This window comes from Rhizobium sp. UBA1881 (genome assembly GCF_002338015.1).
GTDB lineage: Bacteria > Pseudomonadota > Alphaproteobacteria > Rhizobiales > Rhizobiaceae > Rhizobium.
On the sequence record NZ_DDHH01000045.1, the window covers coordinates 1 to 22,460 of the forward strand.

The following is a 22,460-nucleotide window of genomic DNA, read 5'->3' on the forward strand; positions in this document are numbered from 1 at the left end:
GTCATCAAATCAAGGCTTTTAAAAATTCGGCCTTTGATTGCCGTGCGCTCGTTCGACGGTGGTTCCAGGTGCTGAAACATCTGCCTGACGCAGAACGACAAGCGCCTCCGCGTAGATCTCACGGCGTCTTGTCTCCCTGATCGAGACCAGTCGCTTTCGCTCTTGCTGCGAGATTTCCCCGATGGCGCTCTGCGGCTTCATATCTTCCGCTTCGACAATGTCGACAAGCAAGTTTCGCATCACGCCGTTGAGTTCGCGCAGATCACGGACCTCCGCCATCAAGGGTGAAGCCTGAAGCCTTCTGGCGATTGCTTCGTCGATCGACTTTTCGGTCAGCCTGGTTTTCAAGGCATAGTAACGAATATAGACGATCGCGCAAATCGAGGCGCAGACAGACACGATAACGGCAAGCATGAGAATGGCTCCTGACACTCAGCGTAGATCGGCACTCGACAATAAATGTTCAAGACCAAAAGGCCTCTTGAAATAGGCGAGCCTCTGCAGATGATCGTTCTTGGCGCTCCGGCGCAATGACCGCATGAAGGGTTCGATCCGACGCTGGATGAGGGTAAAATTCATACGCTGCCAGTTCAAACGCTCCTTGGGCTTGCTTCCAGATGGCAGTCGTGGCTAACACGCCCCCTGGTACAGGTATCGCAAGACCTGAGCGATCTCGACAACGAGCCAGATGTGGATCCGAGTGAATGAGTAAGAAGACCGACCACTCCGCGGACCTCCTTGTGACGGAGAAGGACGGTGTGGTGGCAAGGCTTGTCGTGCGAGGCGGGGTTCGTCGCCCGAACGAGTTGCAAGCCTTCCTCAATGCCTTTGCTTCCGTAATGTTGTCGTCTAACGCTTCTCCAACGGCGAGCTTCATTGCAGGCAAAGTGCTTCAGCGCACAGAACGAACAGGGAGCTTCAATCTGGAAGAAGCGGCGCAACGCAAGCAGTCATTCGAAACAGCGGTGCGCCACGCTCAGAGATCCGTCCGGCCAGGACCGAGCTTGGCAAATGCGCTCGCCAATCTCAGCCGGCATATTGTATGGAAGAGCGGCCGATCTGGTCCATTTGCCAGCGTAAACTTCTCGAAAGCACACGCACACAGCGTCTTGGTTGGACCTTCAGGGCTTGAGACGCGCCCGGACATCAGGATCTGTCTGATCCTCATGGAACCGTATACCCGGTTCCCCGATAATGTGCAGGCCCGCTCAAAGGCATTCGTACTGCTGAGCCCATCAGAGATATGCATCGATGGGGAAGCATGGATGAAGGCTGATGCTGGATCGGTCTTTGCGGTTGAGGAAGCGCAGACCTTCGCAATACGATGCACCTCGCAGCCACTACTTGCCGTCTGGTGCCAGCTCGAGGAAGGCTTCAAGTAGCTGCTTGGCGCCTTGCGAGACAGTACGCGATCGCCTGGAGTGTGCTCATCGGTGCTGTTAAGCTAGAGTCCCGACAATCCGAGACACTATCCGTCAAGGAGTTGCTTGCGCTGGACCATCCATATCGGGCTCTGACCAAGCGCCGGTATAATGGTGTGACGTTCGCTCAAAATCGGGCGGCATTTCTCAAAGAAAAGCCATGATGACCATCACGGCGGCTGCAACGATCGTTGCCCCAGCCAACGTGGATGCAAGCAGCAAAAACTCGATGGGCTCGTCTTCCCAGAAATACTCGTTCTTCCGATGCATCCTGATTCCCTCCCAGTTCAACTGCGTGAAACGAATCCCTGAAGAGAGAGTAACCTGTGATGGTATTTCCGCAAGGGCTATCCAACCGCGCTCGTTCAACTGCAATGCTTTTGCGCCCCTATTTCTCGATAAGCCGTTCACCTTCCTCGTTGGCTTTACTTGCCATCATCTTCCATCGGTACGGGTTAGCCCTGCCTTTGGCGCCGATGTGACGAACCCGGCCGGATATTCGGCTCACCGTTGCTTCAAGGCGTGACTGTGCCCATCGTTCAGCGGTTTGGGCAGGAGGAGAAGGCTAGTCTTTGCCTGGTCGACAAGAATACGTCGACCGGTCTGTAGGGGAGAACGGCTATAGATGGTGGCCGTCACCAGACATGCATGGCGGCTCGCCGCGGGGGATGCGAAGGCGATCTTGCCCTCAAGTTCTGTTGTGGTTCGCTGATTGACTAGGGAGAAGACGACCGACCAAGCAGTCAACGCCGCATTTTTTCTCCTCGACCATGGGAACATGACCGGTTCTGTGCTCTACAATGACGGCGGTTACTCCATGCGCTAGCGCGCCGGCGGAAGACCACCTTTGAAAGCGGAGTATGAAGGTCCGCGAGCGCCACCACCTTGCAGCACGCGAACGGCAGGCGTCGACCGCCGTTCGCGTGCCCGCACCTTTCTACGCGGCATCCAGAGACGGCTGCCCGGACAGTGCGAGTTTTCTTGCGGCAACGAAGTCGATCTTACCCGAACCCAGGACCGGCACCGTGCCGACATTCACTTCGGCCGGAACCATCATGTCCATCGCGCCTTTGGCCTTGGCAAAGCTTGCGAACTCAGCGCGAGTGGCACTTGGTGCATCGGTCAGAAGGATGAGACGCTCGCCCTTCTTGGCGTCAGGAATGGATGAGACAACCGAAAGGTTGCCGGGCCAAAGCTGACCAGCGAGGGCCTCCACCGCCGCCAGTGACACCATCTCACCGCCGATCTTGGCAAAACGTTTGGCTCGGCCCCGGATAGTGACAAAGCCATCCTCATCGATTGTCACAATATCGCCGGTGTCATGCCAGCCGTCTGCGAGCGGTTCGATCACGCCGGGATTTTCAGCCTTGAGGTACCCGGCCATGACATTTGCGCCGCGGATGAACAGGCGGCCGCCTTCATCGATGCCGGGAACCGGATCGAGCCTCCATTCCATTCCCGGCATGATCTTGCCAACAGTGCCCGAGCGGTTGAACATCGGGGTGTTGAGCGAAATGACCGGCGCGGTTTCGGTTACTCCGTAACCTTCAAGGATACGCAGTCCAAATTTCTCCATATAGGTCTCGCGCGTTGATGCCTTGACCGGTTCGGCCCCGGAGAAAATGTAGCGGATCGACCGGAAATCATATGGATGGGCCGTGCGCGCGTAGCCGTTCAAGAACGTATCAGTGCCGAAAATGATCGTTGCATTCGACGTGTAGATGAGTTCCGGCACGATGCGGTAGTGGAGCGGTGACGGATAGAAATAGACAGGCACACCGGCGACCAGCGGGAGGACTGTTCCGGCGGTGAGGCCGAAGGAATGGAAGACCGGCAGGATGTTGAAGACCTTGTCGCCAGAGTGGAAATCGATGCGCGCGGCCGCCTGGGCAGCGTTCGACAGGATGTTGCGATGGGTCAGCACAACGCCCTTGGGTGCACCTTCCGAGCCGGATGTGAAAAGGATGACGGCGGTGTCTTGTGCCGACTGTCTCGCCAGCGGCTTGTAACGTCGTAGAAGTCCGACGATCTTCTCGACGGTGGTGATCGTCTGGCGCAGATCGTCCAGCCACACAAGGGTCACCTCTTTTTCCAGCTCGGCAATGATCGGGCCAAGCTTGCCTTGCGTGACGAATGCGCGCGAGCAAAGCACATGTTTCACCTCAGCCGCCTTGCAGGCAGAAAGAATGTTGGCTGCACCGGCGGTGAAATTCAGCATGGCGGGAACCTTGCCTGCAGACATGACGCCGAGGACGGCTGCTGCGGTGCCATTGGCATTCGGCAGCATCACACCAAGGGTCTTTTCGCCGGGAAACATCTTTTTGAACTTCGCACCGAGAACGGCGGCACCTGTCAGCAACTTGCTGTAAGAGAGCGGGCCACTGATCGGGTCCTCTACGGCAAGCTTGCTGCCTCCGCGTTCCTGGGCGGTCTCGATTATGCGCTCCAGCACGGTCAGGTTGGTGTTGGTCGTCTTGAACAGAAGCGTTGACATGATCTTGTATAGGCTTGCACCGGCGGCAACACGGCGCTTGCGCCCCTTGAGATCGTCCGGAATTTCAAGACGCACCGGCTCAAGGATAGTCACCTTGACCTTGGGGAAGAGCCGGCGACGCACCTGGCCGGCCGAGAGCCTTGAGAAATAGCTTCTCTCCAGACCGTCGATGCGCACGGGCACGATCATCGAGCCTGTTTTGTCGGCAACCATGGCAGCGCCGTCATAGACTTTCATCAGCGTACCGGTAACCGTCAAACGGCCTTCCGGGAAAATGCCGATGGCACTGCCGTCTTGGACGACCTTGATAAGCGAGCGGGTCGCCATCGGCTTGGTTGGATCGAGTGGCAGAAACCTGCACATTTTCAGGAACGGCCGAACCCACCATGCCTGCGCGATCTTGTAGTCGACTGCAAAGACCGGTTCATCTTCGGTGATGGCAAGCGCCAGCGCGCCGTCCAGGAAGCTCACATGATTAAGCGCGATGATCGGCGCGCGGCCGGCCTTGCGGATGTTTTCAAGGCCCTCGACTTCCAGACGCATGAAGGCGCGAAAGAGGATCGAGATGAAGTCGCGGAATGGGTTGGTCGGCAGCGATCGCAGCATCAACCAGGCGACGCCGACGTTGATGATGGAAAGACCAAGGACGATCATTGGTACGGAAACACCGATCGCCTGCAGGATCGCGACCAAGGCCAGCCCCAGGGTGATGAATAGGGCTGACAGCACGTTGGCACCACCGATGACGCGGGCTCGGCGCTTTTCATCCGCCCAAGTCTGCATGGCGGCAAAGGTAGGAACGGCGAGGAACGCACCGCCAATGGCCATGCCGGCGAGATCGGCCGCCACCCGGATCGTGTTCTGACCGGCGAAGAACTCCAGGATCGTTTCAGCGTGCGCGGCCGACTGCAGGCCCCACAGGTTCCAAGCAAGATCAAGCCCGAACAGCGCGACGATGGTCGTGCCGACAGGCGCTGGCAGAAGCACGATGCGGCCCGCCGACATCCAGCCGGCAACTGCCGAGCCAACGGCAATTGAGATCGCGAAGATCGCCAGATAGGCAGGCACAACGAGTTCCGAACCGCCGAGGATTTCGGTGACCATGATCGGCAGCATGGACATAATGAAGGCACCGACAAACCAGAACCAGCAATTCATCAGGGCCGATCGCAAAACCCGGGGGTCCTCGCCCAGTTCCTTAACGAGTGTCATGCTGGATCGCAACAGGTTCTTGTCAACAACGAGTGACGGAGCCTGCGGGCCGATGCGCGGGATCATGCGCGCCGAAAGCCAGCATAGGATCGAGAGCGCCATCATCATCGGGCCGAACACCCACACGTTGTCGCCCTTGGCAAAGGCTAGCGCGGCAACGATCGTACCTGTCAGGATGGCGATAAAAGTTCCGCCTTCAATCCAGGCGTTGGCCTTGGGAAGCTCCGCGGTTTCGAGAAGATCTGGCAAGATGCCGTATTTGATCGGCCCGAACAGCGCAGAGATGCCGCCGAAGCCGAACAGCGCAACCATGAGAACGGAGATCGACGAGAAGGCAATGCCGACAACGGAGAGGGCGGCAACGCCGATTTCGGCAAATTTCAGCCGCGAGGCCATCTGCGCCTTGTCGTGCTTGTCGGCAAGTTCGCCGCCAAGTGCTGACAGGGCAAGGAAGGGCACGATGAAAATACCGCCGGCCAGGGTCACAAGGGCTGCACCATCGGCCGCCATCGTCGCCAGGATCAGGAAGATCAGCGTCTGTTTGAGGAAGTTGTCGTTGAAGGCGGAGAGGAATTGCGTCCAGAACAACGGCGCGAATTTCCTCGATTTCATCAGGCTGTCGTGCATTGGGGCTTTCCTTTTGGATCACTGCAGGAAAACCACGGAGTTATTAGGCAATCGTTGAGAACCCGAATAACTCCGTGACGTCGTTAACGAGGTTTAACTGTCGCTGTCGCGATTGAACTTAACCAGCAGCTTTTCGGTCTTGGCATCTTCGATCTTGCGGATCAGCTTTTCCGATTCCGAATTGTCACGCAAAGTCTTGGTGATGTTGACCGTCGTCTGGACCAGCATCACGATGCCCATGGCGAGATATCCCTTGCCCCACAAGTCGAGTGGCATCATCCACAGCCCGAGCGCGAGCATGAATGCTGCGGCACCAAAAGAAATGTAGGAGAAGCTGACCCAGCTTTGCGAATGTTTTTGAAAACTGTCGTTCATGGTTCTGATCCCTTGTGAGAATTGAGGTGGAAAGTTCAGGCGTTGGCTTCCAGCCGCGCGCGTAGGCGTGCCAGTACGTCGTCGGCGCAGGATCGCAGCGGCGCTCCGCATCCAGCTTCAGCCAGTCGTTCGGTCAGATCGGCGCACCGCGCCGGAGCCTCCATCTGCTTGAGCGCAGTAGAAACCATGTCTGTCTGTTTCTGACGATCGCGAAGACGTTCGAGCGTCCGTTCGGCATCATCAAGCGTGGCGAGGCGGGTGCCGGCCGCTGCGTGATCGATCTTCTGGGCAGCATGTGTCGCGCGCGCCAGCCGTTCGCCGCGTTGCAAGTCCGTCAGGCGCCCTTCACAGGAGCGGACTGTTTGCCTGAGCTTGGTAATGGCGCTGGTGAACTGTGTCTGTGCCTTTTCGCAGGCTGCGCGCTCCGCTTCGAAAAAGGCGATTGTGTCGGCGGCTTCCCGGGCGAGGCTGTCATTGCCCTTGGAAAGGGCTGCCAGCGTACGCTCCTCCAGATCGGCAATCCGTGACACGATCACCGCGTGCTGGCTGCGTTCCTTTTCGTTCTGGGCGATAGCGACGGCCAGTGCAAGCCGGGCGGACTGAATGGCTCGGGCGCTATCGCGTATCTGCTGAGCAAGCAGCGGCGCTGCATGCGTGTCGGCGAGCATCTGCTCGGCGTCGTGCGCTCTGGCGCGCAGGAGCGTTGCAATTAGATTGAACATCTGGCCTCTCCCGTTTATGAACGTTGTTCACGAATGGATGTGTCGCACAATCGTGAACGACGTTCAAGAAATATTTTGAACGGCGTTCAATTATTTTGGAGAGCAATGATGGGAAGGCGGGAAGAAAAGCGGGAAGATCTAAAAGCAAGGCTGCTTGAGGCAGCGCGCGACCGCATCGAACGCGACGGTCTGGCGAACTTGCGTGCCCGCGACGTGACCCAGGATGCCGGCTGTGCGCTGGGCGGCCTGTATAGCGCCTTCACTGATCTCAGCGACCTTATCATCCATGTGAATTCAACGACGCTGAAGGCGCTTGAGCAGTCCCTGGGGTCGGCGCAAGTGAGGACAGGGTCACCTACCGACCGGCTGCGTGGGCTGGCGCAGGGCTATCTGAGGTTTGCCATGTCCAACCGCAATCTGTGGAAAGCTTTATTCGAGCACTATCCGCCCGAAGACACGCCATCCCCGCAATGGCATCTCGATGAACATCTCTTCCTGTTGAGCCTGATTGCCGAGCCCTTGTCTCAGCTCCAGCCCGAGATGAGCATTGAAGATCGCGCCGTGCGCGCAAGGACCCTGTTCGGCGCAGTTCACGGCATCATCAGCATAACCCTGGAGGCTCGTTTCGTCGGTCTGCCGCCGGAACGGTTGGGAGAAGAACTCGACGCGATCATTGTCATGATCGCCGCCGGTGCCGCCTCCCTGCGCGATGATTGAGCACCGGGCGCTTTCCGCACGGACAAGAAAATGCAGCCCGCCTGTCAAAAATTCGAGAAGCTTGCAGTCGCGCGCCAGTCCGCCCTTCCCCGCACCGCCTGGTCGAACCGTCGCAGCAGCCAATCCCGTACGGCTAGTGTGACGGCGCTTCATGACCGCTTGCACATTTCGATTTCGTGAAAATTCCAACTGAAGGAGATTGAGGGACCTCAAAGGAAACTCTCAAACAGCGAAAACCTCTGCCATAGCCTTCAAAATGAGGACCGCAGACGCGGCCCCGGGGTCGACATGACCGAGCGAGCGCTCCCCAAGACGAGCGGCGCGGCCGCGTACCGCGACCATCGAACGTGTGGCTGAAGCGCCGCTTTCGCCCGCGGCCGTGATATCGCGCCAGAGTTCGCCAGGTCCGCTTTCACGCTCCAGAGCTGCGACGCCGGCCTCTGCCGCGGGGATCCAGGTGTCGAGCATTGTCTTGTCGCCGCGCTGTCCCTTCCCGCGCTCCTGTATTCCAACGGTTATCGCTTGCAACAGAGCGACCTGGCCGGCGGCATCAAGAGACTGGCGCGCTTCAAGCGTCTTTGCCGCACGCAGGAAGGCCGTCGCATATAACGGTCCGGTCGACGCCCCGACGGCGTTGAGGAACACGGACGCGGCTGTGGTCATCACGGCTGACGGAAGCATGTCTTCGAAATCGGATCGTGCCAGCTCACTGGCCACGGCGCCAAACCCGAGCATCATTGTGATACCATGGTCGGCATCACCGATCGCGCCGTCCAGTTCGGTCAGATAGTCCTTTTCGGCGGCAATCAGGTTCGATATCCGGTTGAACATCTGGTTGAGTTTGCGCGCATCATTCTCTTGCATTGATTGCCCTCCCACTATCAAGGCACGCTCGTCTAGGCGCCGAACGTATCTCGTTGTCTTATTTTATCGTTAGGACTGCGGTGTCGCATGGATGGTGCAGGAGTTCCGTCAGTTCCTGATCAAGCTCCATGATGGAAATCGAAGCTCCGGCCATGTCGAGTGACGTACAGTAGTGCCCAATCCAGTTCGCCTCGATGGCAATACCCCTGGCGCTCAAACGCTGCTCGACGCGTCTGAAGAGGACGTAGAGCTCCATCATAGGGGTAGCCCCGAACGAATTTACGAGGACAGCAACTCGACTGCCTTCGGCCGGGTTCATCTCGGCAAGGATCCGGTCCATCACTCTGTCGACGATCTCGTCGGCGCTGATCATTTTTTCGCGAATAACGCCCGGCTCACCATGGATACCCATGCCAAACTCAATGTCGTCTGCCCCGATCTCGAAATTGGGGCGCTGGGTCTGCGGCATCGAACACGCCTCGAGCGCCACCCCCACCGTGTACGTCTGCATATTGGCTTTGCGGGTCACTGCTTCGCAAAGGTCGAGTGGAAGACCGCGATCGCAGGCGGCTCCGGCGATCTTGAAGATGAAGAAGTTGCCTGCCACGCCGCGACGGCCATCTCGATCCTCGAGGGGTGAAGAGGTGATGTCGTCGGTGGTCAGAACCGTTCGAATTGGAATTCCGGCACTTTCTGCCATCTCCGCGGCCATCTCGAAATTCATCACGTCGCCTGCATAGTTGCCGTAAACGAAAAGAACGCCGGCCCCTCCAGATGCTGCCTGCGCGCAATGGAGGATGGGCAAGGGAGGGGGTGAAGAGAAGATGTTTCCGATCGATACGGCATCGGCGAGCCCCTTGCCGACATAGCCGAGGAATCCTGGCTCATGTCCGGAGCCGCCGCCAATAACGAGACCGACCTTTCCCGGTCTTGGCCCGTCGCGAGCGACAAGGGCCCGGTTCGACTTGTCGATCGGCGACAAATATTTGCGATGCGCGCGTACCACGCCATCGAGCATCTCTTCGACGATCTTGTCGGGATCGTTCAGGAACTTCTTCACGCGCGTGCGTGTGGACGATGGCAGCGGTGCCTGATTATCGGGCCGCAGACGTTGCGACGATCGCTGGTCGATATCGGTTACGCCATCAGCGTTCAATATGCCGCGGCCGGTCGCAGCATCCGTAATCAATACGTTCACATAGCCGCCGCGCAACGCAGCGAGAATGGCCGGTACCTTGTCGAAGCCACCCGCAGCAGCGATGCGCAGATTGATGTTCTTCAGCATATCGAGGGAAATGCCGATTGTCCGCTCATCGAGCGGACCTGCGATTGGGCGACCATGTCCGTCGATAAAGCGACCAGCCACGACGCCGACGGCACCTTTGGCAAGATACTCCTGCAGTGGCACGGATTCAAAAAAGCCACTGGTATGGATGGTGGAATTGGGACGCAGCGACGAAATGCCGAACAGCGCCTTGTTTGCGCGCGCGAGCACGTCGAACTGGCTCTCGATGAGAGGCTCCTGCAAAAAGGCCTCTCTCACTGCGGTTGACGAAACAATGGCAGGCGCTGAAATATTGATCAGCTTTCCATTGACGGCATCGGCCAACGCCGATGCGCAGAGCTCCGGCGTATAGGCGAAACTCGCGCGCGTCCCGCCGGTTGCTTGCACGACGGTGACATCCTGCAAACCCGGAACCTCGGCGCGCTCACTGATCGCCAGGACCGTGCGCCCCCACGAGACCGCGATCGTATCACCCGACTTGATCAATCTATGAAGCGCCTGCCCACCGGCGACACCTATCCTGTCGATCAACGGCCTGGCGGTGTCTTCGCTTGGAACGACGAGACAATCGGCAAGGCCGAAGTGTCTCTTGAGTGCTTGTGCTACCGTCAGTGATGCAAGCCGGGCCGGCTCAATGGTGATGTTGACGATGCCGCGATCTCGCGCCTCGGCTAGATAGCTGTTCACGGTCGCACGGGATATGCCCATTACGTCGGCGATATCGCCCTGGGTCAGACCGTCTTCGTAATAGAGCCAGCACGCCCAGACGTAAGGGTCGTCGCCGTAGCGCAAAGGCATCGCATCAGGTGCCTGAGCGAGGTCGCTTTTGCCTGGGCCGGCCTTTCTCGCCTGCTGTGTCTTAACCGTTGCCACCGTGGAATGAACTCCCGCTTACATGTGCCGGGAAGATGCCGCCAATGCGACCTGTTTGCAACCGCGTGGTACGCGGCCTGCCGCGATCAGACAGGCCGCGCCGTCTTGGGAGACAACAGGGAAGATCAAACGCCTTCCAGCCGGGAGGAGACGCCGATCGAGATTTCGCTTAAAATGAGTGCACAGGAAGTGGCGCCGGCGTCCAAAATGCCGAGCGACCGCTCACCGAGACGGCTGGCGCGGCCAATTTTCGCGACCAGATCGATCGTCGAATCGCGCCCCTTTTCGGCGGCTTCAGTCAGCGCGGTCAGTGCCTGGGCGAAGGACTTTCCGGATGCCGTGGCCTCGTCGAAAGCATTCACCGCGGGGACGAAGGCGTCAATCAGCGTCTTGTCGCCGACCTTGGCAGATCCGATCGACTGGATACCATCCAGCCCTGCGTGGAGCATGTGGCTGAACAGCCTGGCGTCCACAGCGTCCTTGCCTTCGAGCGTCTCACCGAATTCGGTGAACATGACACCATAAAGCGGACCCATCGAACCGCCGATCTCTGTCATCAGCAACGTTCCGAGGGTCTCGAACGCTACACTCAGCGAGGCATCCTGCCCCTTGAGGCGTTCGGCTGCCATTCCAAAACCCTTCGCCATATTGACCCCGTGGTCACCATCACCGATCCTGCCGTCGATCTCGCTGAGATAGGCCCGATTTTCGATGATGCGCTCTGCCAGCGAAAGGACGATGGCGCCCGCCGAGGCGTTCTTGAAAGTTTGCATGTCAGCGTTCCTCAGAGCAAGATTGTGCAGGACGTTTCGAGGTCGAGAAGCGGCTTGGTCTCGGCATCGAGCGCAAAGACCGTCAATGTGGCGCCTACCATTTCAAGCGATGTGAAGTAGTTCCCGACATAGGTCTTGTAGACGACGAGGCCGCGACCGGTGATCTCGCTCTCGATTGTGTCGTTGAGAATGTAAAGTTCGTTGAGCGGTGTCGCACCCAGTCCCGAGACCAGAACGGCAACCTCGGTTCCAGCAGGAAGATTGTGATCATCCAGAACGATCTTGCACATGTCCCTGGCGACATCTGCCGCTTGCTTGAGTGGCTCGACGCGCACACCAGGCTCCCCGTGATGGCCGATACCAACTTCCATCGTACCCGGCTCAATCTGGAAATTAGGATGACCGACAGCCGGCAGGGTGCACGGCCCGAGGCCGACGCCGATCGACCGGCAGTTGTCGATCGCCTTTTGTGCGGCCGCTCGAACCTCTTCGAGACTTCCGCCCTGCGTGGCCTTGGCGCTTCCGATCTTCCACATGAAGATCTCGCCGGCAACACCGCGACGCTTTTCGCGCTCCGACAGCGGTGCGGAGCAGACGTCGTCATTGGCAACGACGGTTGCGACCTCGATACCGTCCTTGGTGGCGAGCTTTGTCGCCATCTTCACGTTCATGTTGTCGCCGGCATAATTGCCGTAGAGGCAGACCACGCCTGCCCCGCCATCAGCTGCTCGGATGGCGTCATGAAAGCTCTTGGCAGTCGGGGAAGAAAAGAGTTCGCCAACGGCAACGGCATCCAGCATGTTCTTGCCGGTGTAGCCCATGAAGCCAGGCTCGTGGCCGGAGCCGCCTCCGGTGATAACGCCGACCTTGCCGCTCACCGGTGCATTCTTGGCGACAACCACACGCGGGTTCTCGGCAAGGCGCACGATATCGGAATGGGCTTTGATGAAGCCCTTGACTGTATCCTCGACGACGAGGTCGGGATTGTTGACGAAGCGTTGCATGAAGTCTCCTTGAAAATGTCCTGGCGCTTCGGCTCAGAGAATTGTGTAGCCGCCATCGATCAGGAGATCGGCGCCGTTGATCATGTTGGCGCCATCCGAAACCAGGAAGACGGCAGCGGCAGCGATCTCTTCGGGATAGGCGAAACGACCGGTGGGAATGCGCTTCTTGGCGGCCTCTCCCTTTTCACCAGCCCAAGCCTTCTTGCCGAGCTCGGTCAGGACCACGGTCGGTGAGATGGTGTTGACTGTGATGCCGTATTTGCCCCATTCGGCAGCGAAGGTTTTCGACATGCCGATGACGCCGAATTTCGAGGCGCAGTAGGCGACATGCTCCTCGATCGCGACGGTGCCCGCCTGCGACGCAAGATTGATGATCTTGCCGCCTTGTCCTGCAGCGATCATGGCGCGGCCGACGGCTTGGGTAACGAGAAAACTGCCCTTGAGATTGGTGTTGATCGTCTTGTCCCAATAGTCGAGCGACAGATCTTCGGCTGGCGCCAGGAAGACAACGCCCGCGCTGTTGACGGCAATGTCGATGCGGCCGAATGCTGCGACGACATCCGATATGGCGCGATTGACCGAGTCTGGCTGGGAGACGTCACAGACGAAAGATTTGGCACCGCCACCGAGCGCGGCCGCCTTGGCAGCGGCGATATCGGCATTGATATCGAGTACGGCCACCGTGGCGCCTTTTGCCGTCAGCGCGTCGGAGATCGCCGAGCCGATCCCGGATGCGGCGCCAGTCACGACGGCGATCTTGCCCGTCAGCGGGAAGTTGAGGTCAATTTGGGGTGCAGTGTCTGTCATCTCTTCAAGCCTTTGCGGTGTGGAGGCCAGGGCGGGATGTTGCCCGCCCTGGCTTTGCGTTCGTTACTTGCGGGATTCGAGCAGCTTGTCGGCATTTTCCTTGGTGACTGGCGTCCAGGGGACGAGGTAGTCCTTGGAGGCGCCGTCTTCCCACTTCATTTCCGGATACTGGGTCCAGATCGCCGATTCCGGCTTGGCATCCTTGTTCGCGGCCTTGATGGCGACGTCGAGCGCGCCCTGTGCCTGTGCGTTGGCATCCTGCAGGATCGATGCCATTTCGCCACGCTTGACGGCATTGATGGCATCGGTGACGCCGTCGACGCCGGCGATTGCGAAGTCTTCAACCTTCAGGTTTGCAGCCTTGATCGCCTCGATCGCGCCGAGCGCCATTTCGTCGTTCTGGCCGATGACACCGTTGATCTGGCCCGGATGCGACGTCAGCCAGTTTTCCATCAAAGTCTGGGCTTCGGCGCGCGACCAGTTGGCGGTCTGCTTTTCGAGAACCTTGACGTCAGGGCACGCCTTGAGCGCCTTTTCGTTGCCTTCAAGGCGCTGGATCTGGCCGGACTGTCCGATCGGGCCTTCGAGGATGACCAGGTTGCCCTTGCAACCCATCTTGTCGAGAACAGCCTTGGCTTCGAGTTCGCCTGCTTCGACGTCGTTCGAACCGACATAGGAGGTCAGGAGATCGGAGTTGACGCGAGCGTTGGAGCCGACGACCGGGATACCAGCATCATGGGCGGCCTGAACGGCAGCAGCACCAGCTTCGATGTCCATCGGCACGAAGATGATCGCGTCGAACTTCTGCGTGATCATGGTGTTGAACTGCTCCTGCTGGACCAGTGCGTCATAGCGACCGTCGAACACCGTCAGTTCCACCTGACCGCTCTTCACTGCCGGATGCTGTTTCAGCGCGGCCGACCAGATCTGCATGAACTCGGCATTCAGGCCGTAGGTCGTGGCACCGATCTTCAGCTTCTTTTCCTGCGCCATGGCTGGCGCAGTCAGGATCGCCGCACTGGCGATAAGTGCGAGCATCAACTTCTTCATCTGTTTCTCCTCCATAGAGATGTCCGGTCGCCGGTATGACGCGCGGTTTGCCAACGGATCGCGGATACGATCCGAATTATCAGGTCAGAGACCTTGATTTCGTTTCTGGTCCAGCATGACTGCGCCGACGATGAGTGCGCCCTTGAGCACTTGCTGGTAGTAGGATTGGATACCCATCAGATCGAGGCCGTTGTTCATGACGCCGATGATGAGTGCGCCGATCAGCGTTCCAGTCACCCTGCCGACACCGCCCGAGAGGCTGGTGCCACCGATGACGACTGCCGCAATTGCGTCGAGTTCGTAGGCAATGCCAGCCTGCGGCAGTGCCGATCCTGTGCGGGCGGAGAGTATCATGCCAGCGAGACCTGCAAGCGAGCCCGAGATGCCGTAAACGGCGAAGCGGATACGGGTGACGTTGATACCCGAGGTGATTGCTGCATGCGGGTTGCCGCCGACGGCATAGATATAACGGCCAAAGCGCGTGCGCGTCAGGACCCACCAGGACACAATGAAGACGACGGCAAGGATGACCACCGGCATCGGCACACCGAGAATGTTTCCGGTGCCAATCCAGCGGAACTCCGGGATCAGTGCCGGCACAGGCTTTCCGCCGCCGTAGATCAGGGTCATGCCGCGTGCTGCCGACAGCATGCCGAGCGTGGCAACGAAGGCGGGGACGGCGAAGCGGGAAACGATGAAGCCTACGATGGCGCCACAGGCCAGGCCCACGCCGATACCGACCAGCAAAGCGACGGCTGCAGGATAAGGCGCACCCGCAATGCCGGCTGTTGCCGAGGTCGTGACGAAGCTGGCGCTGACGATGCCGGCGAGCGCCACGACCGATCCGACCGACAGATCGATGCCGCGCGTCAGGATGACGAAAGTCATGCCGATCGCGAGAACACCGTTGATCGACGTCTGCAACAGCACGTTCGAGATATTGCCGGCCGTGAGGAAGTACTCGTTGGAAAACGATAGGATCACAGACAGAAGCAGGAAGGCGAGAAAGATGCCGTATTCCTGAATGAGCAGCCTGCGGCGATCCGAGTTGAACCAGCCCGTCGTTGGTTTGTTGTCTGTAAGGGACACTGTTTCTGACCTCTTCCCATGCCGATCCGTATTGAGAAATTCGCGGTGCGCCGATCACGTCGACAGATGCACCAGCGCCTGCGCGTCGGTCTCCGACCGCGGATAGACGCCGGCCGAACGACCATTGTGCATGACAAGAATGCGGTCGGACATGCCGAGCACCTCGTCGATCTCCGATGAAATCATCACCACCGTGCCTCCCGCGGCCGCGAATTCGCAGATGATGCGATAGATCTCGCGCTTGGCGCCGACGTCGACTCCTCGTGTCGGCTCGTCCAGCAACAACACCTTCGGGTTGCGCAGGAACCACTTCCCGAGAACGACCTTCTGCTGGTTGCCGCCGGATAGTCCCGAGACCGCCATGGTGTCGCGTGCGGTCTTGATACCGAAGCGTTCGATCATCTTCTGGCTGGCAGCCTGCTCCTGGCCGCGACGCATGATGAAGCCCGGGCTGAATTCCGGCAGGCTGGCGAGCGCGATGTTGCCCCTAACGCTGTCGACGAGATTGAGGCCCGTCAGCTTGCGATCCTCGGTGACAAAGGCAAGCCCGTGCTCCATCGCGTCGACTGGCTTGCTGACGGTGATCGCCTTGCCATCAAGCTTGATCTCACCCTTGTCCATCCGGTCTAGACCGAACAGACAATTGAAGATCTCAGAACGGCCGGAGCCCATCAGCCCGTAGATACCGAAGATTTCGCCTTTCTTGACGGAGAAGGACACATCATCGACCTTGCCTGTCGCGCTCAAACCCGTGACCTCAAGCCCGGTGACGTCAGTCGGCGTGTTCGTTTTGACATATTCTTCGCCGAGTTCACGGCCGACGATCATGCGGATCAATTCAGGACGATCGATATCCGCAAGATCGCCCGCACCGATGTACATGCCATCTCGAAACACCGTGTAAGCATCGGCGATCTGGAAAATCTCGGACAGGCGGTGAGAGACGTAAACGACACCCTTTCCGGCAGCTTTCAATCGCTCGATGGTCTTGAAAAGCTGCTGCGCTTCCTTCTCGCCGATCGCCGACGTCGGCTCGTCCATGAAGATCACTTCTGCATCGTGGCTCAGTGCTTTGGCGATTTCGACCAGCTGGATCTGCGCGACAGACAGGTTCATCATGAATTGCGTCGGACGGATGTTGAACTCGAGTTGCTCGAGCAGCCGCTGCGCATTCTGGTTCATCGTCTTGAAGTCGATGCCGCCAAAGCGGCCTTTGGGCTCCCGACCGAGATAGATGTTTTCCGCAACCGTCATGTGCGGCACGGGGCTGAGCTCCTGCTCGATGATGGCGATGCCTGATGCCAAGGCGGCCGCCGGACCGGAGAACTCGACGTCTGCGCCGCGGCGGCGGATCGATCCGGCGTCACGCTTGTGAATGCCCATCAGGATCTTGAGGAAGGTCGATTTCCCTGCGCCATTGCCTCCACACAGCGCATGCACGGATCCAGCCTTGAGCTGAAAACGTCCGTCACGCAGCGCTGCGACACCACTGAAGGACTTTTTCAGCCCCTCGACTTCAAGAAGATATTCCAACCTCAGCTCCTCCATGCACCGGCCATCCCTCTGGTGGTCGATGGGTCATCGCTCCATCTCCATTGAAGCGATTTTTACAAGTGTCAGTCACCAGTCGACAAATGTCAATCATGTAAATTGCCGGCTCACGAATTGCTTGTGGCCTTTGCTCTTCGTGCGCGGATTAATGATGGCTGGAGGGCGAAAAAGGGCCGTCGTGCAAAGGAACGCCTTAGCCGAGATGACTAGGTGGCTTTCAGATTGCGTGAATGGAGAAGCGTTGATGCAGTCATTTGGGCTTTATGCGGGCTGCAAGGGCAGCCGCAACCTCACTGCATTATATAGGGGTGGCACCGCAGTTGGTGCCAGGTATCACCCTACTTGGAATCACAGTGCTAAGACAGGTGTGGTGTCCGGTGTGGAACACCGCCGGCGCCAATCGACAGCGGCGAATGCCACGGTGAACATTGTTCCTCACCACTGTGACATCCCGCCGAACAGATGTTCGTTGGGCGCAAGCTTGCCACCTACGGGGCCCTGAAGGCAACGTCTGCAGAGGAAGTTGTCGTTCCGCAATCAGAATATCGGCCCTTCAGAACCAGGTCTTTTAGGTCGCTTCTGGTTGCAGGACGCGATTTCTTTGCAAGTAGCGGCCTTGTTTCACGCTGCTCTGGATCTCGCTGTCGCGAACTATTGGCCTGCCGCGCAGCATGGTAAGAACAGGCCAACCCAAAACTTCCAGCCCCTCGTACGGTGTATAGTCAGCTCCGTGGTGTAGGATATCGTTGGTTACTGTCACTTGCTTCAAGGGATCCCAGAGCGTGATATCGGCGTCTGAACCGATCGCGATTGTGCCCTTCTGCGGATAGAGACCATATTGCTTGGCATGGTTCGTCGATGACAGCGCAACGAAGCGGTTGATATCGATACGGCCTTTACTAACGCCTTCGGAGAACAAGATAGGGAGCCGCGTTTCGACGCCTGGGATGCCATTCGGTATCCAACGGAAATGGCGTTTGCCTTTCTCGTTCAGTTTACCGCTGTCATCATTATAGCGAAACGGGCAGTGGTCGGACGAAAACAGCTCGAACGTGCCGTTTTGCAGGCCCTCCCAGCACGCGTCTTGACTTTCCTTGTCGCGCGGCGGCGGGGAGCAGACAAACTTCGCGCCTTCCAGTTCGGCAGCATCGAGATCATCGGCGGTCAGGAGGAGATACTGTGGGCAAGTTTCCCCGGCTACCTTGCTGCCCCGCTTGCGAGCCCGCTCGATTTCTTCCATCGCCTGCCGGTTCGAGACATGAACGATGACGATCGATGTGCCAACGATTTCGGCGAGAGAAAGAGCACGATGGGTCGCCTCGCGTTCCGCGGCAACCGGCCGGCTCAGCGCATGGAACTTCGGGGCGAGTTCACCATTCCTTTCGTGCTTTCCGATCAGGTATCGGATCGCATCTTCGTTCTCGCAATGAACCATGACGAGCGCACCTGATTGTCTGGCGCTATCAAGCGTGTCGAGGATCTGGTCGTCGCGCAGGCGAAGGTTCTCATAGGTCATGAAAACCTTGATCGACGTGTATCCATCCTCAACGAGCGCCGGCAGCTCCTGACCAAGCACGTAGGATGTAGGATCAGTCACGACCAGATGAAACGAGACGTCGATGAAGCACTCGCCCTCGGCCTTCGCATGGTAGGCCTTAAGTGATTCACGAAGCGTCGCGCCCTTCTCCTGCATGCAAAAAGTAAGAACCGTCGTGTTGCCGCCGAAGGCCGCCGATAGCGTGCCACTCGCAAAGTCGTCGGCCATGATGATACCGTCGCCGGATGGTTGGGCGAGATGGACATGGCTGTCGATCCCGCCCGGCATCACATAGAGGCCCGAGGCGTCGATGATTTCGTCCGCGCCATCAAGAGACGCTGCAAGCGCCGCGATTTTCCCATCGCGAATGCCGACATCGCTTCGAAACGTATCGCTGGCGGTGACGACGGTGCCATCCTTGATGATCGTGTCGAAATGCATTAGGCAGCGCCCCGCTTGTGGTCGGCGAGTATCTCATCGAGCGCGGCGATCAGCCGGTCGACTTCACCGATAGTGTTGTAATGAACCATGGAGACGCGCACGGCGCCGTTATATTGCGGCAGGCCGACATGGTCGCCGAGGCGGCGCGCATGAAAATCGCCAAATCGGATCGCGATCTTGTAGGCGTCCATCGCCTTGCAGATGTCCTCCGAATTCCGGCCCTCCAAGACAAAGCTTATTGTCGGAATGCGCCTGCCATTGCGGTTGGCGGTCTCGCCAATGATGCGGCAATCGTTGCGGCTGCGCAGGTAGGACAGCAAACGCTCGGTCAGCGCATTCTCCTGAACGGTGATCGCGTCAAAGGCGGCCAGGATCAGCTCGCGCGCAGAGCCCTTAGCTCCCGCTTTCGTGCCGAGTTCGCAAAGATAGTCGACGATCCCGGTCACCGCGTAGGCAAGCTCATAGTTCGGGTTGCCCGGCTCCAGCTTGCCTGGCACCTTATCGCGGCCATAGAAGAAATGGTAAAGCGGATCAAGCTCCAGCAGATGCTTGTACTTCCCGTACATCATCGCGTAATGCGGACCATAGGTCTTGTAGAAGCTGAAGACGTAGTAGTCGACGTTCATGGCCTGAACATCGACAGCACGGTGCGGCGCATAGGCGACAGCGTCGACGCAAATCCGAGCCCCGTGGGCATGCACTACTTCAGCGATTTTGGCGATCGGGTTGATGGCGCCCAGAATGTTGGAAACATGCGTAACGCAGACGAGTTTTGTTTTCTCGGTGAGCAGCGGCGTGAGATCGGCAATGTCGAGTTCGTAGGTCGTTGCATCGAGTGGCCAGAACTTGATTATGACGCCAATGTCCCGCAAGCCGTCCCAGGGGCCGATATTCGACTCATGATCGGAAATTGTCACGATGATCTCGTCGCCCGCCGAAAGCTGGCTGCGCATCGAACGCGCCAGATTTTGCAAAAGCACGGTTGTGGAGCTGCCGAAGACGATCTCTTCAGGACGCGCGGCATTGACGAGGTGCATGGCCGCGATGCGGCTATCCATCAGGGCTTTGGCAGCCTGCTGCGAGACGTCGTAGCTGCCGCCGATCTGAACGTTCTTGTCGTAGAGAAACGTATTAATCCTCTCTACGGCGCGTTTCAGAATTTGCGAGCCGCCGGCATTGTCGAAAAACACCCAGCCACGATCAAGGCCGGGGAACTGGCTCCGGACGAAATCGATGTCGAATTGGGTTTGCGCTTCCATGTTGTTCCTCCGGAACCTTGTCTTTTCTTGTCAGTGATTGAGAACGGCGCGTAGGAAGCTTTTCGTGCGTTCCTCGCGCGGATTGTCGAAAATCTCGGCCGGGGTACCGGCCTCAACGATGCGGCCGCCATCCATGAAGATCACGCGATCCGCCACCTGCCGGGCAAATCCCATCTCGTGGGTGACGACGATCATGGTGACGCCCGTACCGGCTAGCTTGCGCATGACGTCGAGAACCTCCCCGACCATCTCGGGATCGAGTGCAGACGTTGGCTCGTCAAACAGCAGCACTCGTGGCTCCATCGCGAGCGCCCGAGCAATCGCCACGCGTTGCTGTTGGCCACCTGACAACTGCTCGGGATACTTGTCGGCCTGTTCGGTTATGCCAACGCGGGCAAGCAATTCCCTCGCCTTGCGCGCCGCCTCTCCAGGCGGCGTGCCGCGTACCCGCATCGGCGCGATCATGATGTTTTTCAGGACTGTCAGATGTGGAAAGAGATTGAATGACTGAAACACCATGCCAACTTCGGCTCGCACTTGTGCCAGATTTTTTCCACGCACAACCCTGATGCCATCTACTTCAATGCGGCTTTCGTCCGAGAAACTTTCGAGGTGATTGATGCATCGGATAAGAGTGGATTTACCAGAGCCTGAGGGACCAATAACGCACACGACCTCACCTTCAGCGATCGAAAGGTCGATGCCGTGCAGCACCTGGAAATGGCCGTAGGATTTGTCAAGATTTTGGATGCTGACGATGGTTTTCATCTCCGTCTCCCGGCACTGAAACGTTTTTCGAGGCGGGCGACGATGATGACCATCGGCCAGAGAAAGGCGATGTAGATGACAGCGGCGCCAATAAGGGGCGACGGGTTGGCCGTCAGCGCCTGGGCTTGGGTTGCTTGTTTGAGAAGATCAGGCATCGCCACGACAGAGGCGAGCGCCGTATCCTTCATCACGTTGATGCAGTTGTTGGTGAGCGGCGGAATGACGATCTTGACTGCTTGCGGCAGAATGATCTCGGCCATCATGTGCCGATAGGAAAGGCCAAGCGCCTCCGACGCCTCAAACTGCCCGCGCGGGATCGCCTCGATGCCGGCGCGAAAAATCTCGGCAGTGTAGGCCGTCGAGACCAACGTCAGCGCTGAAACCGCGGAAACAAAGGGCGAAAGCCGGATGCCTACGAACGGCAAAGCGTAGTAGATGACAATCAGCAGCACCAGCAGCGGAATTGAACGAAAGATATCGATGTAGATCTTGGCAATCGCTTGCGCCACGCGATGCCCATAAAGGCGTAGCAACGCGAGGATCAGGCCGCCAATAAGGCCGCCAACGATGCTGACGATGCCAAGCTCGAGCGTGATCCAGAGCCCAGAGAGCAGCAGCGGAAACGACCGCTCCAGCACCGCCAGATTAAAAAAAGTTGTGAAAATATCCATTGAGAAACCGATCAGCCGTTTCGGGGCGGATGACGGGCAAACCCGTCATCCGTGACCTTGACCATCCGGTCCTATTTTGCGGTGGGCATATCTGCCACCTTGACCGTCGAGGTCGTGTCTTCCGCCTTGGCGCCGAACCAGGTTTCATGCAGCTTGGCAATGAAGCCCTCTCCCTTCAGCGTCGTGATGACGTCGTTGACCTGCTTGGCCAGCGGATCACCCTTATTGAACATGATCGAATACTTTTCGCCGGTCGGAATTCGCTCGACGACTTTGATCTCCGGCTTGTCCTTGACGTAGTACTGGAGTGCTGGAATATCGCTGATATAGCCGTCGATACGGCCTGCGGCGAGATCTAGCATCGCCGGTTGTAGGCCCTCAAACCGGCGGATTTCGCCGAGGCTGTACTTTGCGGTATTGCTGGTCGCCCACACATCCCCGGTCGAGCCCGTATCGACGCCGACGGTCTTGCCGCTCATATCTTTCAGGTCTTTTATGCCACTCGCTCCCATGACAGTTAGCGACTGATCACTGTCATAATAGGGCTGGGCAAAACTCACAGACTCCAGGCGCTTGTCGGTAATGGTGATCGACGAGATCGCCATATTGATGCGGCCCGATTGAACGGCGGAGAACAGCCCGTTGAACGGAATATTGACGAACTCCACCGACTTGTTGAGGCGCTTCGCGATCTCTGTGACGAGATCGACCTCGAAGCCAACTGTCTTCCCGGACTCGTCTTGAAACTCCCACGGGACGTTACCGACATTGGCACCAACGGACAGATCCGCGGCATGAGCGGCGGCTCCAGCCATCGCTAGCACGCCGGAAAGCATGACAGTCTTCAAAATCGAAAAACGACGCATTTTAGGTTCCCCTTGTTATGTGGCGCACATTTTTGCTACTGGTCTAACCGGTCT

20 protein-coding genes are annotated in these 22,460 nt (G+C 58.4%); 3 read left to right on the top strand and 17 right to left on the bottom strand.

All coding sequences use genetic code 11. From position 1 onward, the window contains the following. Positions 1-18 precede the first annotated feature (18 nt). Positions 19-414: a hypothetical protein gene (locus tag B3605_RS04380; protein WP_296432539.1), complete on the bottom strand. Its 396-nt coding sequence runs from the start codon at positions 412-414 to the stop codon at positions 19-21. A 290-nt stretch (positions 415-704) separates the two neighbouring features. Here B3605_RS04380 and B3605_RS04385 point away from each other — a divergent pair, with 290 nt between their 5' ends. Next, complete coding sequence (locus tag B3605_RS04385) at positions 705-1,382, top strand: dimethylsulfonioproprionate lyase family protein (protein ID WP_296432541.1); 678 nt, start codon at positions 705-707, stop codon at positions 1,380-1,382. Between the two features lie 199 nt (positions 1,383-1,581). Further along, a complete protein-coding gene (locus B3605_RS04390) occupies positions 1,582-1,947 on the top strand; it encodes a hypothetical protein (protein ID WP_296432543.1) in 366 nt (121 codons plus the stop codon). 411 nt (positions 1,948-2,358) lie between these two features. On the opposite strand, the gene B3605_RS04395 is transcribed toward B3605_RS04390, so the two are convergent. The 3 genes from B3605_RS04395 to B3605_RS04405 all read right to left on the bottom strand — a co-directional run bounded on the left by B3605_RS04395 (position 2,359) and on the right by B3605_RS04405 (position 6,851). Then, a complete protein-coding gene (locus B3605_RS04395; protein ID WP_296432545.1) occupies positions 2,359-5,754 on the bottom strand; it encodes an acyl-[ACP]--phospholipid O-acyltransferase in 3,396 nt (1,131 codons plus the stop codon). Positions 5,755-5,847: 93 nt separating this feature from the next. After that, a complete protein-coding gene (locus tag B3605_RS04400; RefSeq protein ID WP_112820740.1) occupies positions 5,848-6,129 on the bottom strand; it encodes a YiaA/YiaB family inner membrane protein in 282 nt (93 codons plus the stop codon). 35 nt (positions 6,130-6,164) lie between these two features. Further along, entirely contained in the window at positions 6,165-6,851 is a 687-nt protein-coding gene (locus B3605_RS04405; protein WP_296432548.1) for a PspA/IM30 family protein, read from the bottom strand. Between the two features lie 105 nt (positions 6,852-6,956). On the opposite strand from B3605_RS04405, the gene B3605_RS04410 reads away from it, so the two are divergent. Continuing rightward, the gene (locus tag B3605_RS04410; protein ID WP_296432604.1) at positions 6,957-7,568 is read left to right on the top strand and encodes a TetR/AcrR family transcriptional regulator; all 612 of its coding nucleotides are present in this window, start codon (positions 6,957-6,959) and stop codon (positions 7,566-7,568) included. Between the two features lie 222 nt (positions 7,569-7,790). Here the strand turns inward: B3605_RS04410 and dhaL (B3605_RS04415) are convergent, their stop codons facing one another. The 13 genes from dhaL (B3605_RS04415) to B3605_RS04480 form a co-directional block, all read right to left on the bottom strand. Then, positions 7,791-8,432 carry a dihydroxyacetone kinase subunit DhaL gene (dhaL, locus tag B3605_RS04415; protein ID WP_112942322.1) on the bottom strand — a complete coding sequence of 214 codons (642 nt, stop codon included), beginning with the start codon at positions 8,430-8,432 and terminating at the stop codon, positions 7,791-7,793. 58 nt (positions 8,433-8,490) lie between these two features. Beyond that, complete coding sequence (locus tag B3605_RS04420; protein ID WP_296432606.1) at positions 8,491-10,515, bottom strand: bifunctional sugar-binding transcriptional regulator/dihydroxyacetone kinase subunit DhaK; 2,025 nt, start codon at positions 10,513-10,515, stop codon at positions 8,491-8,493. 200 nt (positions 10,516-10,715) lie between these two features. Continuing rightward, positions 10,716-11,363 (bottom strand): dihydroxyacetone kinase subunit DhaL, encoded by a 648-nt coding sequence (gene dhaL, locus B3605_RS04425; protein WP_296432551.1) that lies wholly within the window; start codon positions 11,361-11,363, stop codon positions 10,716-10,718. 11 nt (positions 11,364-11,374) lie between these two features. Next, a complete protein-coding gene (locus B3605_RS04430; RefSeq protein ID WP_296432552.1) occupies positions 11,375-12,367 on the bottom strand; it encodes a dihydroxyacetone kinase subunit DhaK in 993 nt (330 codons plus the stop codon). 33 nt (positions 12,368-12,400) lie between these two features. Next, on the bottom strand, positions 12,401-13,174 hold the full coding sequence (locus B3605_RS04435) for an SDR family oxidoreductase (RefSeq protein WP_296432554.1): 774 nt from the start codon (positions 13,172-13,174) through the stop codon (positions 12,401-12,403). Positions 13,175-13,237: 63 nt separating this feature from the next. After that, a complete protein-coding gene (locus B3605_RS04440; RefSeq protein ID WP_018897678.1) occupies positions 13,238-14,224 on the bottom strand; it encodes a substrate-binding domain-containing protein in 987 nt (328 codons plus the stop codon). A gap of 84 nt (positions 14,225-14,308) precedes the next feature. Continuing rightward, a complete protein-coding gene (locus B3605_RS04445) occupies positions 14,309-15,313 on the bottom strand; it encodes an ABC transporter permease (protein ID WP_112942327.1) in 1,005 nt (334 codons plus the stop codon). 54 nt (positions 15,314-15,367) lie between these two features. Further along, on the bottom strand, positions 15,368-16,846 hold the full coding sequence (locus tag B3605_RS04450; protein ID WP_296432556.1) for a sugar ABC transporter ATP-binding protein: 1,479 nt from the start codon (positions 16,844-16,846) through the stop codon (positions 15,368-15,370). Between the two features lie 586 nt (positions 16,847-17,432). Continuing rightward, complete coding sequence (gene hydA / locus B3605_RS04460; RefSeq protein WP_296432557.1) at positions 17,433-18,842, bottom strand: dihydropyrimidinase; 1,410 nt, start codon at positions 18,840-18,842, stop codon at positions 17,433-17,435. Next, positions 18,842-20,101 carry a cysteine desulfurase-like protein gene (locus B3605_RS04465; RefSeq protein ID WP_296432559.1) on the bottom strand — a complete coding sequence of 420 codons (1,260 nt, stop codon included), beginning with the start codon at positions 20,099-20,101 and terminating at the stop codon, positions 18,842-18,844. Before B3605_RS04465 ends, hydA begins: the two co-directional genes overlap by 1 nt. A 30-nt stretch (positions 20,102-20,131) precedes the next feature. Beyond that, complete coding sequence (locus B3605_RS04470) at positions 20,132-20,869, bottom strand: amino acid ABC transporter ATP-binding protein (protein WP_296432561.1); 738 nt, start codon at positions 20,867-20,869, stop codon at positions 20,132-20,134. After that, positions 20,866-21,540, bottom strand: coding sequence for an amino acid ABC transporter permease (locus B3605_RS04475; RefSeq protein ID WP_183794955.1), 675 nt, complete (start codon positions 21,538-21,540; stop codon positions 20,866-20,868). Before B3605_RS04475 ends, B3605_RS04470 begins: the two co-directional genes overlap by 4 nt. A gap of 71 nt (positions 21,541-21,611) precedes the next feature. Beyond that, positions 21,612-22,406 (bottom strand): transporter substrate-binding domain-containing protein, encoded by a 795-nt coding sequence (locus B3605_RS04480; RefSeq protein WP_296432564.1) that lies wholly within the window; start codon positions 22,404-22,406, stop codon positions 21,612-21,614. Between the last annotated feature and the right edge of the window lie 54 nt (positions 22,407-22,460).